Source organism: Shewanella sp. 10N.286.54.B9 (assembly GCF_041468565.1).
Taxonomy (GTDB): Bacteria; Pseudomonadota; Gammaproteobacteria; order Enterobacterales; family Shewanellaceae; genus Shewanella.
Genome location: NZ_JBFRIY010000005.1, coordinates 63,427 through 81,483 on the forward strand (window position 1 = coordinate 63,427; position 18,057 = coordinate 81,483).

16 protein-coding genes are annotated in these 18,057 nt (G+C 44.7%); 11 read left to right on the forward strand and 5 right to left on the reverse strand.

Going from position 1 to position 18,057, the window contains the following annotated elements:
• Positions 1 to 319: 319 nt before the first annotated feature.
• The 5 genes from AB4135_RS01815 to AB4135_RS01835 all read left to right on the forward strand — a co-directional run bounded on the left by AB4135_RS01815 (position 320) and on the right by AB4135_RS01835 (position 5,161).
• Complete coding sequence (locus AB4135_RS01815; protein WP_220735722.1) at positions 320 to 595, forward strand: chaperone NapD; 276 nt, start codon at positions 320 to 322, stop codon at positions 593 to 595.
• The gene (napA, locus tag AB4135_RS01820) at positions 585 to 3,068 is read left to right on the forward strand and encodes a nitrate reductase catalytic subunit NapA (protein WP_371989814.1); all 2,484 of its coding nucleotides are present in this window, start codon (positions 585 to 587) and stop codon (positions 3,066 to 3,068) included. Before AB4135_RS01815 ends, napA begins: the two co-directional genes overlap by 11 nt.
• 61 nt (positions 3,069 to 3,129) lie before the next feature.
• Positions 3,130 to 3,864 carry a ferredoxin-type protein NapG gene (napG, locus tag AB4135_RS01825; protein ID WP_248972780.1) on the forward strand — a complete coding sequence of 245 codons (735 nt, stop codon included), beginning with the start codon at positions 3,130 to 3,132 and terminating at the stop codon, positions 3,862 to 3,864.
• Positions 3,861 to 4,742: a quinol dehydrogenase ferredoxin subunit NapH gene (gene napH / locus AB4135_RS01830; protein ID WP_371989816.1), complete on the forward strand. Its 882-nt coding sequence runs from the start codon at positions 3,861 to 3,863 to the stop codon at positions 4,740 to 4,742. The genes napG and napH overlap by 4 nt, the downstream gene beginning before the upstream one ends.
• Positions 4,739 to 5,161, forward strand: coding sequence for a nitrate reductase cytochrome c-type subunit (locus tag AB4135_RS01835; protein ID WP_371989818.1), 423 nt, complete (start codon positions 4,739 to 4,741; stop codon positions 5,159 to 5,161). Before napH ends, AB4135_RS01835 begins: the two co-directional genes overlap by 4 nt.
• Before the next feature lie 295 nt (positions 5,162 to 5,456).
• Here the strand turns inward: AB4135_RS01835 and AB4135_RS01840 are convergent, their stop codons facing one another.
• The gene (locus AB4135_RS01840) at positions 5,457 to 6,323 is read right to left on the reverse strand and encodes a universal stress protein (RefSeq protein WP_371989820.1); all 867 of its coding nucleotides are present in this window, start codon (positions 6,321 to 6,323) and stop codon (positions 5,457 to 5,459) included.
• Positions 6,324 to 6,445: 122 nt separating this feature from the next.
• Here AB4135_RS01840 and AB4135_RS01845 point away from each other — a divergent pair, with 122 nt between their 5' ends.
• From AB4135_RS01845 to AB4135_RS01855, 3 genes are all read left to right on the forward strand, one after another.
• Positions 6,446 to 7,642, forward strand: coding sequence for a cation:proton antiporter (locus AB4135_RS01845; protein ID WP_371989822.1), 1,197 nt, complete (start codon positions 6,446 to 6,448; stop codon positions 7,640 to 7,642).
• A gap of 113 nt (positions 7,643 to 7,755) precedes the next feature.
• Positions 7,756 to 8,016 carry a DUF5062 family protein gene (locus AB4135_RS01850; RefSeq protein ID WP_220735713.1) on the forward strand — a complete coding sequence of 87 codons (261 nt, stop codon included), beginning with the start codon at positions 7,756 to 7,758 and terminating at the stop codon, positions 8,014 to 8,016.
• Between the two features lie 127 nt (positions 8,017 to 8,143).
• Positions 8,144 to 8,359: a TIGR02450 family Trp-rich protein gene (locus AB4135_RS01855; protein ID WP_371989824.1), complete on the forward strand. Its 216-nt coding sequence runs from the start codon at positions 8,144 to 8,146 to the stop codon at positions 8,357 to 8,359.
• Positions 8,360 to 8,414: 55 nt separating this feature from the next.
• On the opposite strand, the gene AB4135_RS01860 is transcribed toward AB4135_RS01855, so the two are convergent.
• Positions 8,415 to 8,549, reverse strand: a complete 135-nt coding sequence (locus AB4135_RS01860) for a hypothetical protein (protein ID WP_371989826.1) — start codon at positions 8,547 to 8,549, stop codon at positions 8,415 to 8,417.
• A gap of 114 nt (positions 8,550 to 8,663) precedes the next feature.
• Between AB4135_RS01860 and AB4135_RS01865 the strand changes: the two genes are divergently transcribed.
• A complete protein-coding gene (locus AB4135_RS01865; RefSeq protein WP_371989828.1) occupies positions 8,664 to 9,551 on the forward strand; it encodes a LysR family transcriptional regulator in 888 nt (295 codons plus the stop codon).
• Between the two features lie 203 nt (positions 9,552 to 9,754).
• Positions 9,755 to 10,279 carry a hypothetical protein gene (locus AB4135_RS01870; protein ID WP_371989829.1) on the forward strand — a complete coding sequence of 175 codons (525 nt, stop codon included), beginning with the start codon at positions 9,755 to 9,757 and terminating at the stop codon, positions 10,277 to 10,279.
• A gap of 18 nt (positions 10,280 to 10,297) precedes the next feature.
• On the opposite strand, the gene AB4135_RS01875 is transcribed toward AB4135_RS01870, so the two are convergent.
• The gene (locus AB4135_RS01875; protein WP_371989831.1) at positions 10,298 to 11,281 is read right to left on the reverse strand and encodes a diguanylate cyclase domain-containing protein; all 984 of its coding nucleotides are present in this window, start codon (positions 11,279 to 11,281) and stop codon (positions 10,298 to 10,300) included.
• Between the two features lie 235 nt (positions 11,282 to 11,516).
• Positions 11,517 to 16,070, reverse strand: coding sequence for a biotin carboxylase N-terminal domain-containing protein (locus AB4135_RS01880; protein WP_371989833.1), 4,554 nt, complete (start codon positions 16,068 to 16,070; stop codon positions 11,517 to 11,519).
• A gap of 122 nt (positions 16,071 to 16,192) precedes the next feature.
• Here AB4135_RS01880 and AB4135_RS01885 point away from each other — a divergent pair, with 122 nt between their 5' ends.
• On the forward strand, positions 16,193 to 17,104 hold the full coding sequence (locus tag AB4135_RS01885) for a LysR family transcriptional regulator (protein ID WP_020914446.1): 912 nt from the start codon (positions 16,193 to 16,195) through the stop codon (positions 17,102 to 17,104).
• A gap of 10 nt (positions 17,105 to 17,114) precedes the next feature.
• Here AB4135_RS01885 and blaOXA read toward each other — a convergent pair whose 3' ends face one another.
• Entirely contained in the window at positions 17,115 to 17,939 is an 825-nt protein-coding gene (gene blaOXA / locus AB4135_RS01890) for a class D beta-lactamase (protein WP_371989835.1), read from the reverse strand.
• Positions 17,940 to 18,057 lie beyond the last annotated feature (118 nt).

The window sequence follows — 18,057 nt, forward strand, 5'->3', positions numbered from 1 at the left end:
TAATGGACGATTTAATTGCATTCAAAAAGCAACAAATAAGAATAGTTATCATTTACTAAGCTTATGAATATCCTGAATATTTAATGTAGCGCAAGCTAACATTTCGAGTGGACAAAATTCAAACAAGCTTCTAGTCTTTATTAGTAAATTTGAGAACTAGATCACCCTCTAAAAGTTGATCTTGGTCGATAAAAAACCTCAATACCCCTTGTGAGGTATACCCACATTTTCTATGAGGTCTAGACTCGAGTTAAACCTTGGTAAGTAGCCGCAAGATTTTTTCATCGCCGTTATTTGCCAAAACAAAGAAGGTAGAAGAATGAGCCAAGAATTTCATATTACCAGCTTAGTCATACATGCAGCATCCAAGTCTGTAGAAGACATCAAGCAGCGCTTGTCAGCCCTTGTTGGCGCCGAAATCCATGCCGTTACCGATGAAGGAAAGTTTGTGGTCACCTTAGAAGGTGAAACCCAGCGCTCTATCCTCGATAACGTCGAAGCTATTAACGCCTTTGAAGGGGTTATTAATAGCAGCCTTATTTATCATCAAGTCGATCCAGTAGAACAAAAGAGTGAGGAACACCATGAGCATTAGCCGTCGCGAGTTTCTAAAAGCCAACGCAGCAGTTGCCGCCGCAACTACAGTTGGTGCGACTCTGCCAGTGAAGATAGTAGAAGCTGCAGAGCAAAAAGATAGTATTAAGTGGGACAAAGCACCATGCCGTTTTTGTGGCGTAGGCTGTAGTGTTCTTGTCGGTACAGATAATGGCAAAGTTGTTGCAACTAAAGGCGATCCAGAAAGCCCTGTCAACAAAGGCCTTAACTGTATTAAAGGTTACTTCTTATCAAAGATCATGTACGGAAAGGACCGTTTAACCACGCCTTTATTACGTATGAAAGACGGCCAGTACGATAAGGAAGGTGAATTCACTCCTGTAAGCTGGGATATCGCACTTGATACCATGGCTGATAAGTGGAAAAACACCCTTAAAACTAAAGGCCCGACAGCTGTAGGCATGTTCGGCAGCGGTCAGTGGACAGTATGGGAAGGCTACGCAGCGTCTAAACTGCACAAAGCAGGTTTCCTTACCAACAATATCGACCCTAACGCGCGTCACTGTATGGCATCAGCTGTTGGTGGCTTTATGCGTACCTTTGGTATCGATGAGCCAATGGGTTGTTACGATGACCTTGAAGCAGCAGATGAGTTCGTCCTATGGGGCGCAAACATGGCAGAGATGCACCCAATCCTTTGGGCTCGTCTATCTGATCGCCGCTTAAGCAGCCCTACTAGCCGTGTACATGTACTATCTACTTACGAAAACCGCAGCTTCGACCTTTCTGATAACTCAATGGTTTTCCGTCCTCAGTCTGACTTAGTGATCCTTAACTATATTGCCAACTACATTATCCAGAATGATGCAGTGAACAAAGAGTTTGTCACCAAGCACACTAAGTTCGCCTTGGGGACAACTGACATCGGTTATGGCTTGCGTCCAGAGCATCCATTAGAGCAAAAAGCAAAGAATCCAGGTAATGGTAAATCTGCGCCTATCAGCTTTGATGAGTACGCGAAATTCGTTAGCACTTATACCCTAGAATATGCAGCAGAGATGAGTGGCGTTGAGCCAGAAAAACTCGAACTGATGGCTAAAGCCTATGCCGATCCAAAAGTGAAAGTGATGAGCTTATGGACCATGGGTATTAACCAGCACGTTCGTGGTGTTTGGGCAAACAACATGCTTTATAACATCCACCTATTGACGGGTAAAATCGCAACCCCAGGTAACAGCCCGTTCTCGCTAACGGGTCAACCATCTGCTTGTGGTACTGCACGTGAAGTCGGTACCTTTGCACACCGTCTACCTGCAGATATGGTAGTCGCCAATCCTAAACATCGCGCTAAAACAGAAAAACTATGGCAAGTGCCTGAAGGGACTATCCCACCAAAGCCTGGTTTCCACGCTGTACTGCAAAGCCGTATGCTTAAAGATGGCAAGCTGAATTGTTACTGGACTATGTGTACCAATAACATGCAAGCGGGTCCGAATATCAATGATGAGATTTACCCAGGTTTCCGTAACCCAGAAAACTTCATTGTGGTATCAGATCCATACCCAACAGTAACAGCAATGGCTGCAGATTTGATCCTGCCAACCGCTATGTGGGTTGAGAAAGAAGGTGCTTACGGTAACGCTGAGCGTCGTACTCACATGTGGCATCAGCAAGTTAAGCCACCAGAAGGTGCTAAGTCTGATCTATGGCAGCTTATGGAATTCTCTAAGCGCTTTAAAGTCTCTGAAGTATGGCCTGCGGAGCTGATTGCTAAGCAGCCAGAATATGCAGATAAAACACTTTATGACGTGCTATTTGCCAATGGTGTTGTCAACAAGTTCCCTGCTGAAGAGTGTAAAGCAGATCTTAATGATGAATCTGATGCATTCGGCTTCTACGTCCAAAAAGGTCTGTTCGAAGAGTACGCGCAGTTTGGTCGCGGCCACGCTCACGATTTAGCAGACTTCGATACTTACCATGAAAACCGCGGCGCACGCTGGCCTGTAGTTAACGGCAAAGAGACACTACGTCGTTTTGTTGAAGGTAGTGATCCTTATGTTAAAGCTGGTGAAGGCTTCAACTTCTACGGTAAGCCAGATGGTAAGGCTGTTATTTTTGCACTGCCGTTTGAGCCTGCTGCCGAAGAGCCAAACAAAGAGTATGACCTATGGTTATCAACCGGTCGTGTGCTAGAGCATTGGCACACAGGTTCAATGACTGCGCGTGTACCTGAACTATACCGTGCTTACCCAGATGCACAGATCTTTATGCACCCAGAAGATGCCAAAGCACGTGGCGTTAAACGTGGTGATGAAGTGATTGTTGCTTCACCTCGCGGTGAAGTGAAAACCCGTGTGGAAACTAAAGGCCGTAACAAGCCGCCGAGAGGCGTGGCATTTATGCCATTCTTCGATGCGCGCCAACTGGTCAACAAGTTGTTACTTGACGCGACTGATCCTCTGTCAAAAGAGACAGATTTCAAGAAGTGTCCAGTCAAAGTGATGAAAGCTTAAGACTTTTCACCAACACACTTAACTTTAATCGCTTGAGCAAAAGCGGAGACAACGAAAGCAAATGAGTCAGGTCAATCAAAGTAAGTTCAGCGTCAAAGGCGTCAATCGCCGCCAGTTCTTAGCCACTTCGGCTAAGGCAGGTTGCGCAATGGGCTTGCTAGGGATGGGAATAACTGCTGTAGCTAAACAGTCTGCGCAGTTAGATCCACTCGCGATTCGACCTCCAGGCGCATTAAGCGAAGATGATTTTCTCTCAGCCTGTGTACGCTGCGGTCTGTGTGTAGAAGCTTGCCCTTATGACACCCTCAAACTAGCGCGCTGGTTTGAAGGTGCAGCAACGGGCACGCCCTATTTCACCGCCCGCACTATTCCTTGTGAGATGTGTGAAGATATCCCCTGTGTTAAGGCTTGCCCATCGGGCTCGCTGGATCATGAACTTACCGATATCGATCAATCAAAAATGGGAATAGCGGTACTTATCGATGAGAAGAACTGCCTCAACTTTAAAGGCTTAAGGTGCGATGTTTGTTACCGGGTTTGCCCGTTAATTGATGACGCTATCACGCTTGAAATGCAACACAATAATCGTAGCGACCACCACGCTATGTTCCTACCTACGGTCAACAGCGATAGCTGCACTGGCTGTGGTAAATGTGAACATGTTTGCGTGTTAGAGGAAGCCGCAATTAGAGTACTGCCTGCTCATATTGCACTCGGTAAAACTGCTGCACACGATACTTATATCAACACTGAAGAAACCACACTTGAGATGCTGAACAAGGGGCTTGAGCTATGAGCCACAGCAAAAATAATAGCCTGAAAAAGCCGGGCTTCGCCCAGGCGGCAATCGATGAACTAGGATGGTGGCGAGCCCACAAGTTCCTATTCTTACGCCGCTTAAGCCAGATCAGCGTTTTTGCAATGTTCGCCATCGGCCCTTGGTTTGGCCTGTGGTTGCTAAAAGGTAACCTCTCAGCCAGTGAGCTTTTAAGTGTTGTACCTCTGTCAGATCCACTTGCCAGCTTGCAAGTGCTACTGACAGGTCATATTCCAGAGCTAAGCCTGATACTTGGCGCCGTCATTATCGCACTGTTTTATGCGTTACTGGGTGGTCGAGTATTTTGCAGCTGGGTCTGCCCCGTTAACATGGTGACAGATCTTGCTAGTTGGTTACGCCGCAAAATGAACTTGCCTCGCACCAGTGAGATGCCAAGAAATTTGCGTTACTACTTACTAGCACTCGTGCTTATTCTGCCCGTGCTAACAGGCATGACAGTGTGGGAATGGCTAAACCCTGTTCCAGTACTGTATCGAGCAGTGTTATTTAGCGCTGGCAGTGGCTTATGGATATTGGCCGCTACCTTCTTACTGGATCTGTTTATCAGTGAGCGAGCATGGTGCGGACACCTTTGCCCAACAGGCGCATTATTTGCCCTGCTTGGTAAAGCCAGTCCAGTTAAAGTATCGGCAGTGAATGCCAAAGATTGTGATAACTGTATGGATTGTTTTGACGTCTGCCCCGAAAGACAGGTATTAAAACCTGCCTTGCGAGGACAGCAACCGATGATAACCGACAGTGATTGCACTCAATGTGGCCGTTGTATCGACGTTTGTGCCCAACGCGTTTTCCAGTATCAAAATCGAATTGCCCTAAAGGCGGAGAACAACCAATGAAAAAAGCACTCACCTTAGCTGCGCTATTGGCGCTTAGCGCTTGTTCTGGTCAGCAAGCAACTTCTCAAGCAGAGCCGGTAAACGTTAGCTCACTTGGTAAGTCAGAGATCACCGATATTCGTGCTGCCGATGCAGCACCGGTTTACCCTAAACGTGGTAAGTCAATTGAGCGTACTTTTGTACATCAACCACCGATGATCCCACATAAAGCGGAATACCCAATCACGCTTAAGAAAAACGGTTGTATGAGCTGTCACAGCCCAGCTAAAGCAAAACGTATGAAGGCGACTCAGATCGATCCTTCACACTTGCTAGCCGACGCTAAGCTTAACAATGAGTACTACAACTGTACCCAGTGTCATACACCGCAAGCAGAGAACAAAACAGAGCTTGTAGAGAACGATTTCTCAAACAAGTAACCTTGTTCAAGCCTGCTAAGTAAGTACGTTAAAACCACCTCTATTGGGGTGGTTTTTTTATGGCTCAAGCCAATTTTCTCAGGCAAACGATAAATTTCATCACCGCATCATTGATACAGCTTAGCTAAACGTCAGCCGCGTAATTCCAAACTGTGCTTGCTTCCTCCCCTATTTAATTTGTGCAGCACACAGCTTACCTTTGATGCTGGTCAACTAAGTATCCGATTAACAGCCTAACTCATTAATTATTGACTATAGATCAAAGGGTAGAACAAAAAACACTCGACAATAACGGTTACGATGAGCAAACATCAGCAGGTATAACCAAGATATTGCTGCGGATCCTGCTGATTATCGACTCAACGGTGTTGCCAACGATATAACCAGAAAGGCCGCGACGCTGACAGGCACCGATGACTAAGTAACGCGCCTTAAAACGACAAGAAAGTTCGTAAAGACAAAGCTCTGGTTCACCAATAGTAATATGGATACAGTCCGGATCGAGCTCCAACTGAGCGAGTTGCTGTTGATGTTTTTTGTAGGCATCTTTTACCAAGGTGCTGGTATTGATCAAGTCCATATCACGAAGGACTTTAGGTACTCTGATAATGAAAGCTAGGTGCAGTTGGCAACCCGTGGCTTTAGCTAAGGCCTTAGCATGTTTAATGACAGACTCATTAAGCTGCTTTTTAATCGGTTTTTCATTACCAAGGTCGACAGCCATCATGACAGTATTACCTTTATGCAGAGGGTTATCGGTCAATAGCATAAGGGGAATTTGAATATGGCGGATCAAGTTCCAATCAACAGGGAGGTAGTGCTCAGCATGGTGCACCGCTTTAACCATGAGATCGAATCCATGACGAATAGAATGATTACAGGCATGTTCAGACAGGTCTTTACTCCAAATACTATGGATAGGGGTTTCTTCTGCCTGCAACTGTTCCAGTGCCGCCTCAATCTTTGCCTCGCGTTGCTTCATAATATGCTTATGAGCTACCGCAGCGAAGCTGGTATTATAATATTCAGCACTACCAAAGTACTCGAAGCTGTAGGCAAAAATTTCCGCACGTTTTTGCAGTGCATTTGCCAAATCAATTCCCGCAGCAATAGCATCTACATGAGATTCTTCTCGTTGCGAAATAATAAATACCTTATCCATGGTTTGCTCCAGCTATTATTACCTTACTTTAGCTTAGACAAGCTTGTTCAGATCTGCAGCGCTTTGCAGCAGACTCATGATCAAGATCAAAAGTGGTGCGGAAATAATTTAAGGAGCGGAAATTGGCAATAGACAGCTTTGTAATTTCCATCTTTCTTATCCTGATTTGCGGTCGACTGCTAGGGGAATTTGCCGCTAAATTAGGTTCACCCGCAGTAGTAGGAGAGATTGTTGCAGGATTACTTATTGGCCCCTCTGTTTTAGGCTGGGTTAGTCCTCAAAATACACTTTCAGTTCTGGCTGAATTAGGGGTGATTCTGCTGCTGTTTGATATCGGTTGTGACACTTCAATCAAGCGACTTTATCACGCGAGGGGACACTCTTTATGGGTCGCTTTGAGTGGCATTCTGTTCCCCGCTGTTATAGCTAGTGCTTCGGCTGCATACTGGCTCAACTTATCCACATTTACCGCACTTTTTTTTGGCTGTGCCCTAACCGCAACCAGTATCGGGATTTCCATTAGAGTCATGTCACAAGCGAAACAGACTCATACCCACGCAGGGCAAATTATTTTAGGGGCGGCTGTCATCGATGATGTGGCAGGGGTGGTTTTACTGAGCATTTTGTTAAATTTCAACGATTCAGGTCAATTAAACTTACTATCGATATCTCTGTTAACTCTCAAGGTCATCATTTTTTTGCTTATTGCGCCGCCATTAGCTCGTGCGTTTATCTATATCGCGCGCGGACTGCAATCACGATTTACACAGCCCGGTTATGACGTCTTCATTGTCGTCACCCTCATCTGCCTATTTGCCTGGTTAGCCCACCTATTCGGCGCTCCTGCCCTGCTCGGGGGCTTTGCTGTAGGTATTGCTTTATCACGGCAATTTGTCTCTCCAATAAACCGCTACCTGCAAAACCCCTTTGCATTTACACATAGGCTGGAAAAGTCGACTAAGCCTCTTATCGATGTTTTCGCACCTATCTTCTTTGTTTATGTGGGGATTACCGTTGATCTAAGTCAGCTGGATCTGAGTGGAACGGGATTAATGCTGCTCGCTTGGCTGGCGCTGGTTGCCGTATTGACCAAACTCATTGCAGGGTTAGCAGCTAAGGGGTCATGGCGAAAAAAACTCACCATTGGTTGTGCTATGGTGCCTCGCGGTGAGGTGGGTCTAGTCTTTGCTGAAATGGGACGTCAGGCGAGTATCATTCCCCCAAAACTATTCACTGAATTAGTGATGATTATCGCCATTACCACCATTACTGGCCCACTAATGTTGAAGTGGTCACTGAAAGAGCAACAAACGCCATAAACACCGATATTAGTGCGAATAATTAAACTCATTTTATCCAAGCAATGGCTCTTGCCATTCCGTTAGATTCAGGTAACGTTACAGCTATATCAATCGACTTAAGAAGTGTCTATATGAAGTCTGGAAAGCACGATGCACAATTACTCAAATTGGCAATGGAAATTGGTGTGGGTTATGCAAAAAAAAGAGGGTTCTCTGATTTCGGCCAAGGTATTTCACCGAAAGATAAAGTGGAATGCATTTACCGCTTATTAGTTAAAGATAATCTCATTCAAGCCTTATCCAAAGACAAAGAAGATGGCCCCAATATGAAGCACAAACTGGTGCTATGGATCAGCCGTCAATTACCTGCAGATCACGAACTACTAAACTAACGACTTATCCCCTAATCGAACCTATCATTAAAATATCGATGGGTTCAGATTGCTTTTCCCGCTGTTATCTACTTGTTGTTATCGATCGTAACTGATCTTTTCGTGGCTTCGTTTCGTAGAAACAACCATGAATAAAATAAATCCAAGAAAGTTGCTTCATAGCAAGTGGACTGCCATTGAGCCTAGAAAAAAGCAGAAACACTTTTTAATCACTAAAGTAAAATTTGATGAAGAGGGTGCGGTCAGTTTATGTCTGTTTGAAGCGGTGTTAACTCGTGCCCAATATCAAATAGATTGGCACGAATTAACAAACGAAGAAAAATGGTGCTTTGGCTGGCAATAGCTTGATCTGAATTATTCGGCATTATTGTCAACGTTGTGCTTTGAGTATTTTAAGCCTACTTATTGGTAGACTCTTCAACAATAGATTCTTGTTCGTTGATATTCGCTTTGCCCTTAGTCGATTCTTCTGAGTTTAATGGCATTGCGGCAAGATAAAGCGCTTGAGCAAACAGACCTTGGTAAGATTTCATAGCGGTGACCTCTGATAATGGAATAAATGGTTGGATATGTGGTTGAGGTCAAAGTAATCTTGTTTGCACTATTAGTAAAATGAATAATATCCATCGACTACATTCCATATAAGCATGAATATTCAAATTAAGAATCTACACTGTTTCGTGACCTTGGTTGAAATGGGCAATTACACCCGTGCGGCAGAAAAGCTGCACCTGACTCAGCCAACCCTAACTAAGATGATCCAGCGCTTGGAGGAGAATCTTGGTCAACCACTGCTGATCCGTAATAATCAGAAAGTGATCGCCACAGAAGCTGGTCGAGCACTTATCTGCACTTCACAGCAAATTGTCGGGCAGTGGCATAGACTCCGCGAAGATCTTAATAGCCTTAATGGCTTACAGACAGGGCAATTGCGCCTAGGAGTTTGTCCAATGATGGGCGAAATGATCATTGAGCTCGTTGCCCAATTCAGGAAACAATACCCAGGGGTTGAGCTGAGTATTCAAGAGTTAGGCGGTTTCGGTGCAGAGCAAGCTTTGCTTAACGACAGCCTAGATCTGACTTTTACAGCCTTACCAACGACCCATACTCAAGAATTTGATAGCTTGGAGCTTAAGGGCTATCCACTCATGGCCTGTCTACCGAAAGAGCACCCGCTAACCGAAAAAGACAATATCTGTTGGCAAGATCTGGCGCCATTCCCTTTCATTCAATATAACGATGACTTCTCACTGACAAAATTAATTCATCGCTTAAGTCGAGCAGCCAATGTAGAGCTTAATGTCGCCGCTCAAAGTGGCCAGTGGGATTTTATCGCCGCAATGGTTGAAGCTAAAATGGGGGTGGCTATTTTGCCTGAACCTATCTGCCAAAAAGTAAATTCCGACACCTTGATTTATAAAGCGCTCAACCCGCAACTGACTTGGGATTTAGCGCTAATTTGGCGTAAAAACTTGCCACTGACACCTGCGGCATCGACTTTTATCAACCTAAGCAGGGAGTTAAGTGTAAGTTAATTATACGTATAAAATTATCGCATAGTTACTACCACGGACATATTCGATTTGTTCTGTATTATCGCCGCATTGAATAGCCTATCTAACAGATAACCTTGCGAGGATAAGATGAAAAATGCAGTTGATTTGATAAAGGCCAGCCTATTTGGCGGCTTTCTAGTGGTATTACCCTTACTCCTTTTTTGTATCTTATGGCCGATGAAATGATAGAGCTCCTTATCGGCCTATCGAGTCCAATAGTGCAGCTACTCCCAGGTTCACTTATGGGGTTAGAAGAACACCCGCTTAGTCTAGCACTACTCACTCTAGCGTTAACGTCACTACTATTTGGCGTTTTTTTAAAGTCCGCATTCATGACCGAGTTCTTTCGTCATATCGAACGTAATACAATTGGCCGTTTAGCACTTTATCGCTCCATCAAGCAACTCGCGAGCGGTATTTTCTGCGATAAGAATTCAGTTAATAACAAGGGTGAATACAAGGGTGGTTTTCGCGCCGCGATGCTTAATAATCAAGATGGTAGCCAACAGTTTGTTTATCTAGTCGAGCAAGGTGCGAGCTATTCAAGTGTTCTTATCCCCCATGCACCTACAGGCTTTTCTGGACCATTGAAATTAGTGCCAAATGAGAGAGTCACCTTAATTGATGCCAGCATCGGAGAGGTTAGTGCGGTATTAAGTCAGTGGGGGAACGGCGCCTTAGCATTAACACCAAGACATAATCGCTAACGAGCAACGCTAAATATACTAAGGGAAAAACTGGAAACAGTTCTTTCCTTGTCGCTTTACTTGATACATTGCAGTATCGGCATGTTCACAGACAGTGCTAAATTGCTCATCAGTTTGATAGACAGCGATACCAATGCTCAAGCCAATGCTAATACGGCGACCTTCAACCTCTAGCGGCGCTGCAAACAGTCGCAATAATTCAGTGGCAACTTCGGTTAGTAGCGCTCTATCTTCGGCAGGATAAAGCACAACAAACTCATCACCACCTAAACGCGCGATATCAGCTGTTTCTTGTAGATATAAGGTTAACTTGTTAGCAATTGCGATGAGTACGCTATCGCCAAATTTGTGCCCGTAATGGTCGTTATTGGCTTTAAAGTCATCAAGATCAATAAATAGCAGTGCACCAGTGGAAGTTAACTGTTTTGATAGCTCAAAGGCCTCTATGAGCGCCTTACGGTTCAATAAACCTGTTAGAGGGTCTTTATTCGCAAGTTCAGCTAAACCAAGCTCATAGCGCTTCTCTTGCGTTATATCGATATGGGTGCCCATTATTCGCAGTGGCTGACCGTTATCATCAAACTCTATGACTCGACCGCGATCTGAAACCCAACTCACACTTCCATCTTTATGCAGCATTCTATGGGTTACTTGGTAGGAATCTGTTTTGCCGCTGACATGATCGTCAAAGTTCTGGATCACCCAGCTCCGATCTTCAGGGTGTAGATTGCCTTTCCAGCTATCAATATGTGCAGCTAGTTCATCAATGGTGTAGCCGAGTAATGAGCCCCACTCCATATTGAACATAGTGAGGTTACCTGAAGGGATATGTTGCTCCCATAAGCATAAACCCGTGCCATCGAGTGCGGCATTAAGCTTTTCTTCTAACACTAATTTTTGCTGTCGCAGTTCAGTATTATCAGTCTTGAGCAAGCGATTCTCTTGCTCTACAGCACTCAACATTAACTTCAATTGAGCAATTTCAACCTTTAATGAATCCATTTATCAATATGCTGATGAGCTAACCACAGCCTCTCATCAATAAACCTCTATGTTCTTGTTATAGCAATTGAGCTAAAACTACTGCCATCAGTTGTTAAATGCAATTGGTATAAAACTATCGACTGACTTGCCTAAAATTTTAGGCAAAAAAATACCCACCGATAGGTGGGTACTTCAAATATCCATAAAGGCTAAAGCAGCGCCCCGAAACTCAACGCTGCTTTACACTCAATGATTACGCTACTGGCGATACCACAAACAGTAATTCACCTTGTGAAACCTGCTGGCCATTACTATTAAGAATACGCTCTATGCGGTACTGCTGATCTTCAGGGTACAGTACAGCGTTCTTACGGTTAAAGCCTGCTAGTGTCACTTGTGAGAACATCTTCATCGCTTCAGTTAGCGCCAAAGTCTGATCCACGGTAACAATATCACCCTCTTTAACGAAATCAGCTTCACCTGGTGCAGGAGAGGTATAGAAAATACCAGCGCCCTGTGCCATCACTTTAAGCTCATTACTTTCGCCAACACGCAGTGACTCAGTATCAACGCCCACAGTTTCTGCTGCAGCTTCCATCTCAGCAATAAGCTCTGGAATATCAAGCTCAGCCATAAAGCGTGGTAGGTAGTTAGTATCGTAAACGCCTTCATTGAAAGTGCCATCTTTAAGGATGCGTGTTAACAGTGGAATGTTAGACGCGATACCTTTAATAACCACTTCATTGGCTAAGTAGTCGTGCAACTTGTTGATGACATCTTCACGACTTTCACCGCGACAAATAATTTGCGCAATCAAGCTATCGTAGTAAGGCGATACTTCTTTACCTTCACCAGCAATAGAGATGATTTCAATATCATCACGCTCTGGCATCTTGTATTCAGTGATAAGACCTGGATTTGGTAACAACTGTAAGACACCATTGCTATCAAGTGCCGCTTTCTCAGCAGTGACACGTACTTCCATCGCATAGCCTTTGTCTTGTGGCTCAAGGTCTGCAATTGAACGACCTGCTGCAATGTCAAAACCTGCGCTTACGATATCGATGCAAGATGTCGCTTCAGTTACTGGATGCTCTACCTGTAGACGGGTATTCATCTCCATAAAGTAGACTTCGTTAGCGTCTAAGTTATAGATAAATTCTACGGTACCAGCGCCCATGTAATCAGTCGCATCACCTAGTGCACGGGTATATTCCATCACTTGCTGCTTAAGCTCGTCAGGCAACATGGTTGAACCCGACTCTTCAACCACTTTTTGGTTGTTACGTTGCACTGAACAGTCACGTAAACCCAGTACCTTAGTATTACCAAATTGGTCACGCAGTAACTGTACTTCGATATGACGTAATGAAGTGACATATTTCTCTAGGTAAAGATCGCCGTTACCAAATGCTGCTGCGGCTTCTGTCGAGGTCTTTTGGAACAGCTCAATCATATCTTCAGGACGTTCTACAACCTGAATACCTTTACCGCCACCACCTTGTACCGCTTTAAGCAGTACAGGGTAACCAATCTCAGTTGCTACGTTTACCGCTTGCTCTGCATTGGTCAAAATACCATGACTACCAGGCACTACAGGTACGTTTTGGTCTTGCGAAGTTTTAATCGCATTCGACTTGTTACCCATGGTCGTCATACTGTGGACACTTGGACCAACAAAGTTAACGCCATTATTCACACAAAGTGCAGCAAATTGTGGGCTTTCAGATAAGAAGCCAATACCTGGATGCAGTGCGTCAACGTTTTCGTATTCAGCAACTTTCAACACTGAATATGCATTGAGGTAACTTTCATCAGAGGTGTTACCACCGATACAAACCAGCTTGTCGTTTGCTTTAAGCATGTCAGCAGGTACTGATGTCATATCTGGATCAGAAGCCACTAGCACCACATCGATATTATTATCGTGTGCCTTACGAATAAGCTTAACCGCAGTACAACCGCGAGCATGCACCAAGACTTTGTTGATTGGCTTCATCAATGTGCGAGGATCATCTTGAACGATCTCTTCCTCTTCCGCTTCCGCTTCAGGAACCAGCGTCGACAACGCGTTGCTGATGATAGTTTCAATTTTGCCAGTAGGTTTTGGCATCAATGGATCAATGCTGCTTAACTGGTCATCCAAAGTGGTGCTGAATGGGTTTTCGACTAAACCATTCATTGCGCCAGGCACTTTAGACAAGTAGTTAGATAAGGTTGACGTTGATGGCAAGTATGCAGGCACAACCATTTGACCAGCAAACGGCATGTTTGTACCCGATAGATAGTAAGTTTGTACCAAAGGATGCGTCACGAAGCTCGCCTGAGCACCACCAGTACAGTCACCGTAACCGAACATTAATACTGGCAATTCGTTATCACGAATGAAGCGAGTAATACGGTCATTCACTACAGCCATTGAGAATAGTGCTGCAGCGCCCTCTTTGGTCTGCATACCACCTGAGCTGATAAAGCAAATAACCGGCAGTTTACGCTTAGCACATTCAATCAATAGCGCACTAAATTTCTCTGCCGCGGCCATATCAAATGCACCCGCTTGGAATGCTGTGTTTGAAACTGCAACACCAACGCGCATTGGCTTACCATCGCTTTCAAAGTCAGCCACACCAGTGATTAAACCACAAGGACGGATACCTTTATCGATAGCATCTTCAATAGAAAGACGGAAGCCTGGGAAGTTCAGCAGGTTAGCTGACATCTTATCGCCATTAATCTCTTCAAAATCAGAGAAGAATTTACCAACGATCGCATCCCAACCCATTTTTCCTGCGCGCTTTTCGTCGCGAAGGACTTTCTGGATCAGTAGATCTTGATAACCCATGGTCAAACGGTTCCAGAAGTCTTTACGACGACCGATACGTACCGGGTTAATCGCGCCAGTGTATTCGCTGCTCTCTTCTTCACTGTCAAAATACTCAGGCAGTAGACGTTCGAAGAAGTAAGTCAAAATAACAAATAGACTGTCGTTTAACTGTGGGAAACCAACACTCTTCCACTGCTCAGTACGAGTCAGCAGTTCTGCGCGGTTTGACTGAGACATAAAGTACTTCAGCCATTTGTAGAATTTGTTCTTGTCGTTGGCAACATCTTGAGTCGATAGTGCTCTGTCGATTGAATCATGTAATAGGTTATCAACTGAACTACGAGATAGGCTCTTAGACATCATCGCTTCTTTAGCGATTGAAGCAAGGTTACCCACTACGTTGTCGTACAGCGCGTTGAATACCAAAATGTTATGACACTGCCAGATGAAATCTTCACGTAGCTCATCATGCACAATAACATCGAGTACAGTAAGTTGGTTCAGCTCAGGCCAGTCAGCTTGAGTCACCTCTGAAGGCAATGTTTCAAGGTAGCTAATTAGCCCTTTGAAGTTATTCTCTGCATTACCTTTCCAGCGGTGGTATAGCGACCAACTGATATTAAAGATAAGCGCTTTACGGGCTTTCTTATAGTTCTCTTTTGGTTCACCCAAAATCAAACGTGTCAGCATGTTACGCTCAGTTGAAACATCATCACGCTTAGAGGTGAAGTTACCCCATAGCTTGTTCAACTCTTCGTCATAAACCAATTTATCAGGGCTTGATAACCAAGACTGGAACACACGATCTTGCTCTTGCTGAATACGAGCTAGCAAATCACCTTCAGGTACGCTGACCTTAGATAGACGACCATACTGCTCTTGCGAGATAGAGTGGATACGGCTACGAAGCGTGAGGTAACGCAAGTAACGGTAGGTGCTGCCAAACAGGTTTAAGTGCATGGTTGGGTTATTAGCCACTGCTAACTCAGCATTCACTTCTAGTGCTGCTAAGTTTTTAGACGGTGCTAAGAAGCGTTCTAGACTGCGGTCATAATGCTCACGTAAATCCGATGATTCACGTACAAACTGTACCGCCGCTTTCTCAACAGCTTCAACACTACTAATAATGGCACGACGTAAGTTATGTTGACGTTCATCTTTGTCTGACGGCGAGAAATCGACAATGCCATCAATACAGCCAGAGGTGTATAGCTCTTCAGGAGAAACACCAACAGATTTAGCACATTCTTGCCAAGACAAGTTGTACTTACGTGCAATACTTTGCAAGCCTTGTGGCTGAATAGTGTTGAAAATACCATCACGCAGTGACAATAAGATGTTAGCTGCAGCCAGCGGAATAGCACCACCAGAGTAACCAGCACCAATTACAATACCAACTGTTGGTACGTCAACGTTGGCACTCTCTGCAATCGCCTTAGAGATTGTGTGAGCTTGGTTTTGGCTGTTTGCAATTTCACCTGCATCGGCACCAGGGGTGTCGATAAGGTAGATAATAGGCATAGACAATTCGGCGAAGTGACGAATCGCTTTACAGCAGGCTAAGTGATGCTCAGGCATCCACGCACCGTTAGCTGTCGTACGCTCTTGTGCAACAAAACCAATACGGCGAGTACGAGATCCAAAATTCAGTTCAATCTCTGCACTATAAAAAGGGCCGATGTGGGTTTCGGTAACAAGCTTACCTTTAAGATCCGCAATGATACGTTTTGCACCGGGGCGGTTCTTGTCTTGTGTCGGTTGGATCACCTTAGTGACATAACCATCAACATCCAATCCAGCAAGGTCTTTTAGATTTGCTTGGATTTCGTCATCACCAAGAAGACCTTTGATCTCCTCAGATAGTGTCTGTTTACTGTGCTCAGGAAACAGCGAAAAGTCTTTAGCCAAATGCTCTGCTTTTAAGAAAAGCGGATCGGCAGTTTGCGCTTGAGTCATGTTAGCGGGCTGATTTTTGCTGGTCATCGAAAGATCCTCTGCTTTTAGCCTCTGAAATTTTTAGCCCGTAAATATAACTTTGTTATCCCGTCAATTGCTATTAAACTGCACTAGACGCTTTGTTCCATTTTTGAGACAGTGAAGATAACATGCCAGATTTAAACGGTATGATGCTGTTTGCAGCGGTTGTTAGAGCCCAGGGTTTCTCTCAAGCCGCCCGCGAAACAGGCATGCCAAAATCAACCATTAGTCGCAAGGTTGCCCAGCTTGAAGAGCAGCTAGGGGTTCGGCTTTTACAGCGAGATACCCGTAATCTGAGCTTAACTCAGGTTGGCGCGCTTTTTTTCCAGCATTGCACCAGTATAAGCGATGAAATAGAAGCTGCCAAAGCGACTATCGAAAACACCCACAATGATGTCTCCGGCTCGTTGCGAGTTGCTATACCGGTCTCTTTTAGCCAAGAGCTTATCGCCAACCTTTGCAGCGGCTTTATGCGACTGTACCCAAATGTAGAACTCGACGTGCAATTTACCGACAATGACGTTGGACTGGTCGGTGAAGGTTACGACATCGCGATTAAGTATGGTCCACTGCAATCAAGTGATTTAGTGGCAAGGTTATTATTCGAGCGCCAACCGATATTAGTGGCAAGCCCTAGTTATTTGAAAACCCATGGCACCCCAGCCAACCCACAAGAGCTGGCAACTCATAGTGGTATATTATTAGGAACATCTCGCTCAGCGCCTATCTGGCCATTAGGTAAAGGCACCAGAAAAACCATGGTTAACTTCAAGCGTAAAGTGAGGGTAAATAGCGCAGTGATGGTTAAACAGCTGGTGATGGATGACTTTGGTATTGCCATGTTATCCAACTCTGTCTGTAAAAATGAGCTGGCAAGTGGCTCCCTCGTACCTATTTTACAAGAGTGGCCTATGGAAGCCTTTAAGGTTTATGGCGTCTATTCGAGTCGCCGCCAACTGGCGACCAACATTAGTGTGTTCCTCGACTTTTTCCATAAACGCTTCACCAGCCAGGAGTCGCTGCAGTCTTTGATGGTGTGAAACCCTTACCTCATAATGGCAGGATCTGTTTCACTATTTCTTGGCGTAAGTGTGCTTGTTGCATATCATCAAGATCAAGATTCAGCGCAAAATAAATGGTTTGCTCATCGGTTTCTAACCAGCCAACCCACCAGCCAATGTATTTATCGCCATGATGGCCAAACCCTGTTTTAGCGTAGATGGCATAGTCGTCGGTGGATTCAGTCAACATCACCTGTTGGATGATCTCTTGTGTACGTTGACTCACAGGTAAGCTTTGATCATGTAGCTTTTGCAAAAACTGTAGCTGCTCAATGGCGCTAATCCGTATATCACCATCAAGCCAAAAACTATCCAGCTCTGGCCCCACCTTCTGGTTGCCGTACTCCAGACTTGCCAACATATTAGCCATCCGTTGTTTACCTATATCTCCAGCAATTTGCTGAAATATTGGTACCACTGAATACTTGAATGCGCTTTTAAAGGTGTGATCTTGGTTCCAAGCTTTAAAAGCACGCTGTTGCTTATCCCACGGATAGGCTTGTTCAGTACCTGCCACTACTTCTAATTCCAAGCCTATTAGTCCGTTAGCAATCTTAAAGGTTGATGCTGGAATGTAGCCTGTATTGGCTCGATTCAGATCATTAGTGGTCAAGGTCTGTTGCTGGGGATCAAAAAGCACTAGCACTCCTTCAACTTGATGCTGCTGGAAAACTAAGTCCCAGTCGGTTGTTAATTGCGGAGTCAATCTGAGTTCTGCCAACTGCACGCTATGGTCATCATAATCATTGGCGTCAACAATGAGTGCCACAGCGGCCAAAATGCTGAACAGCATCAGCGATATCAATTTTGTCATTTGTCATCTCTTTTACACCGAACTTTCTATCGTTAATGATAACGCTTAATAACTTTTAAAAAGTGGCAATAAGAGGAGCAATTGTGGCGAAATAATGGCAATAGTCGATCCCCAAGCT

What these genes read in the sequence shown, in the direction of transcription:
- AB4135_RS01815 (WP_220735722.1), top strand. Translation starts at nt 320, where the DNA reads ATGAGCCAAGAATTTCATATTACCAGCTTAGTCATACATGCAGCATCC.
- napA (WP_371989814.1), top strand. Translation starts at nt 585, where the DNA reads ATGAGCATTAGCCGTCGCGAGTTTCTAAAAGCCAACGCAGCAGTTGCC.
- napG (WP_248972780.1), top strand. Translation starts at nt 3,130, where the DNA reads ATGAGTCAGGTCAATCAAAGTAAGTTCAGCGTCAAAGGCGTCAATCGC.
- napH (WP_371989816.1), top strand. Translation starts at nt 3,861, where the DNA reads ATGAGCCACAGCAAAAATAATAGCCTGAAAAAGCCGGGCTTCGCCCAG.
- AB4135_RS01835 (WP_371989818.1), top strand. Translation starts at nt 4,739, where the DNA reads ATGAAAAAAGCACTCACCTTAGCTGCGCTATTGGCGCTTAGCGCTTGT.
- AB4135_RS01840 (WP_371989820.1), bottom strand. Translation starts at nt 6,323, where the DNA reads ATGGATAAGGTATTTATTATTTCGCAACGAGAAGAATCTCATGTAGAT.
- AB4135_RS01850 (WP_220735713.1), top strand. Translation starts at nt 7,756, where the DNA reads ATGAAGTCTGGAAAGCACGATGCACAATTACTCAAATTGGCAATGGAA.
- AB4135_RS01855 (WP_371989824.1), top strand. Translation starts at nt 8,144, where the DNA reads ATGAATAAAATAAATCCAAGAAAGTTGCTTCATAGCAAGTGGACTGCC.
- AB4135_RS01860 (WP_371989826.1), bottom strand. Translation starts at nt 8,549, where the DNA reads ATGAAATCTTACCAAGGTCTGTTTGCTCAAGCGCTTTATCTTGCCGCA.
- AB4135_RS01865 (WP_371989828.1), top strand. Translation starts at nt 8,664, where the DNA reads ATGAATATTCAAATTAAGAATCTACACTGTTTCGTGACCTTGGTTGAA.
- AB4135_RS01870 (WP_371989829.1), top strand. Translation starts at nt 9,755, where the DNA reads ATGATAGAGCTCCTTATCGGCCTATCGAGTCCAATAGTGCAGCTACTC.
- AB4135_RS01875 (WP_371989831.1), bottom strand. Translation starts at nt 11,281, where the DNA reads ATGGATTCATTAAAGGTTGAAATTGCTCAATTGAAGTTAATGTTGAGT.
- AB4135_RS01880 (WP_371989833.1), bottom strand. Translation starts at nt 16,070, where the DNA reads ATGACCAGCAAAAATCAGCCCGCTAACATGACTCAAGCGCAAACTGCC.
- AB4135_RS01885 (WP_020914446.1), top strand. Translation starts at nt 16,193, where the DNA reads ATGCCAGATTTAAACGGTATGATGCTGTTTGCAGCGGTTGTTAGAGCC.
- blaOXA (WP_371989835.1), bottom strand. Translation starts at nt 17,939, where the DNA reads ATGACAAAATTGATATCGCTGATGCTGTTCAGCATTTTGGCCGCTGTG.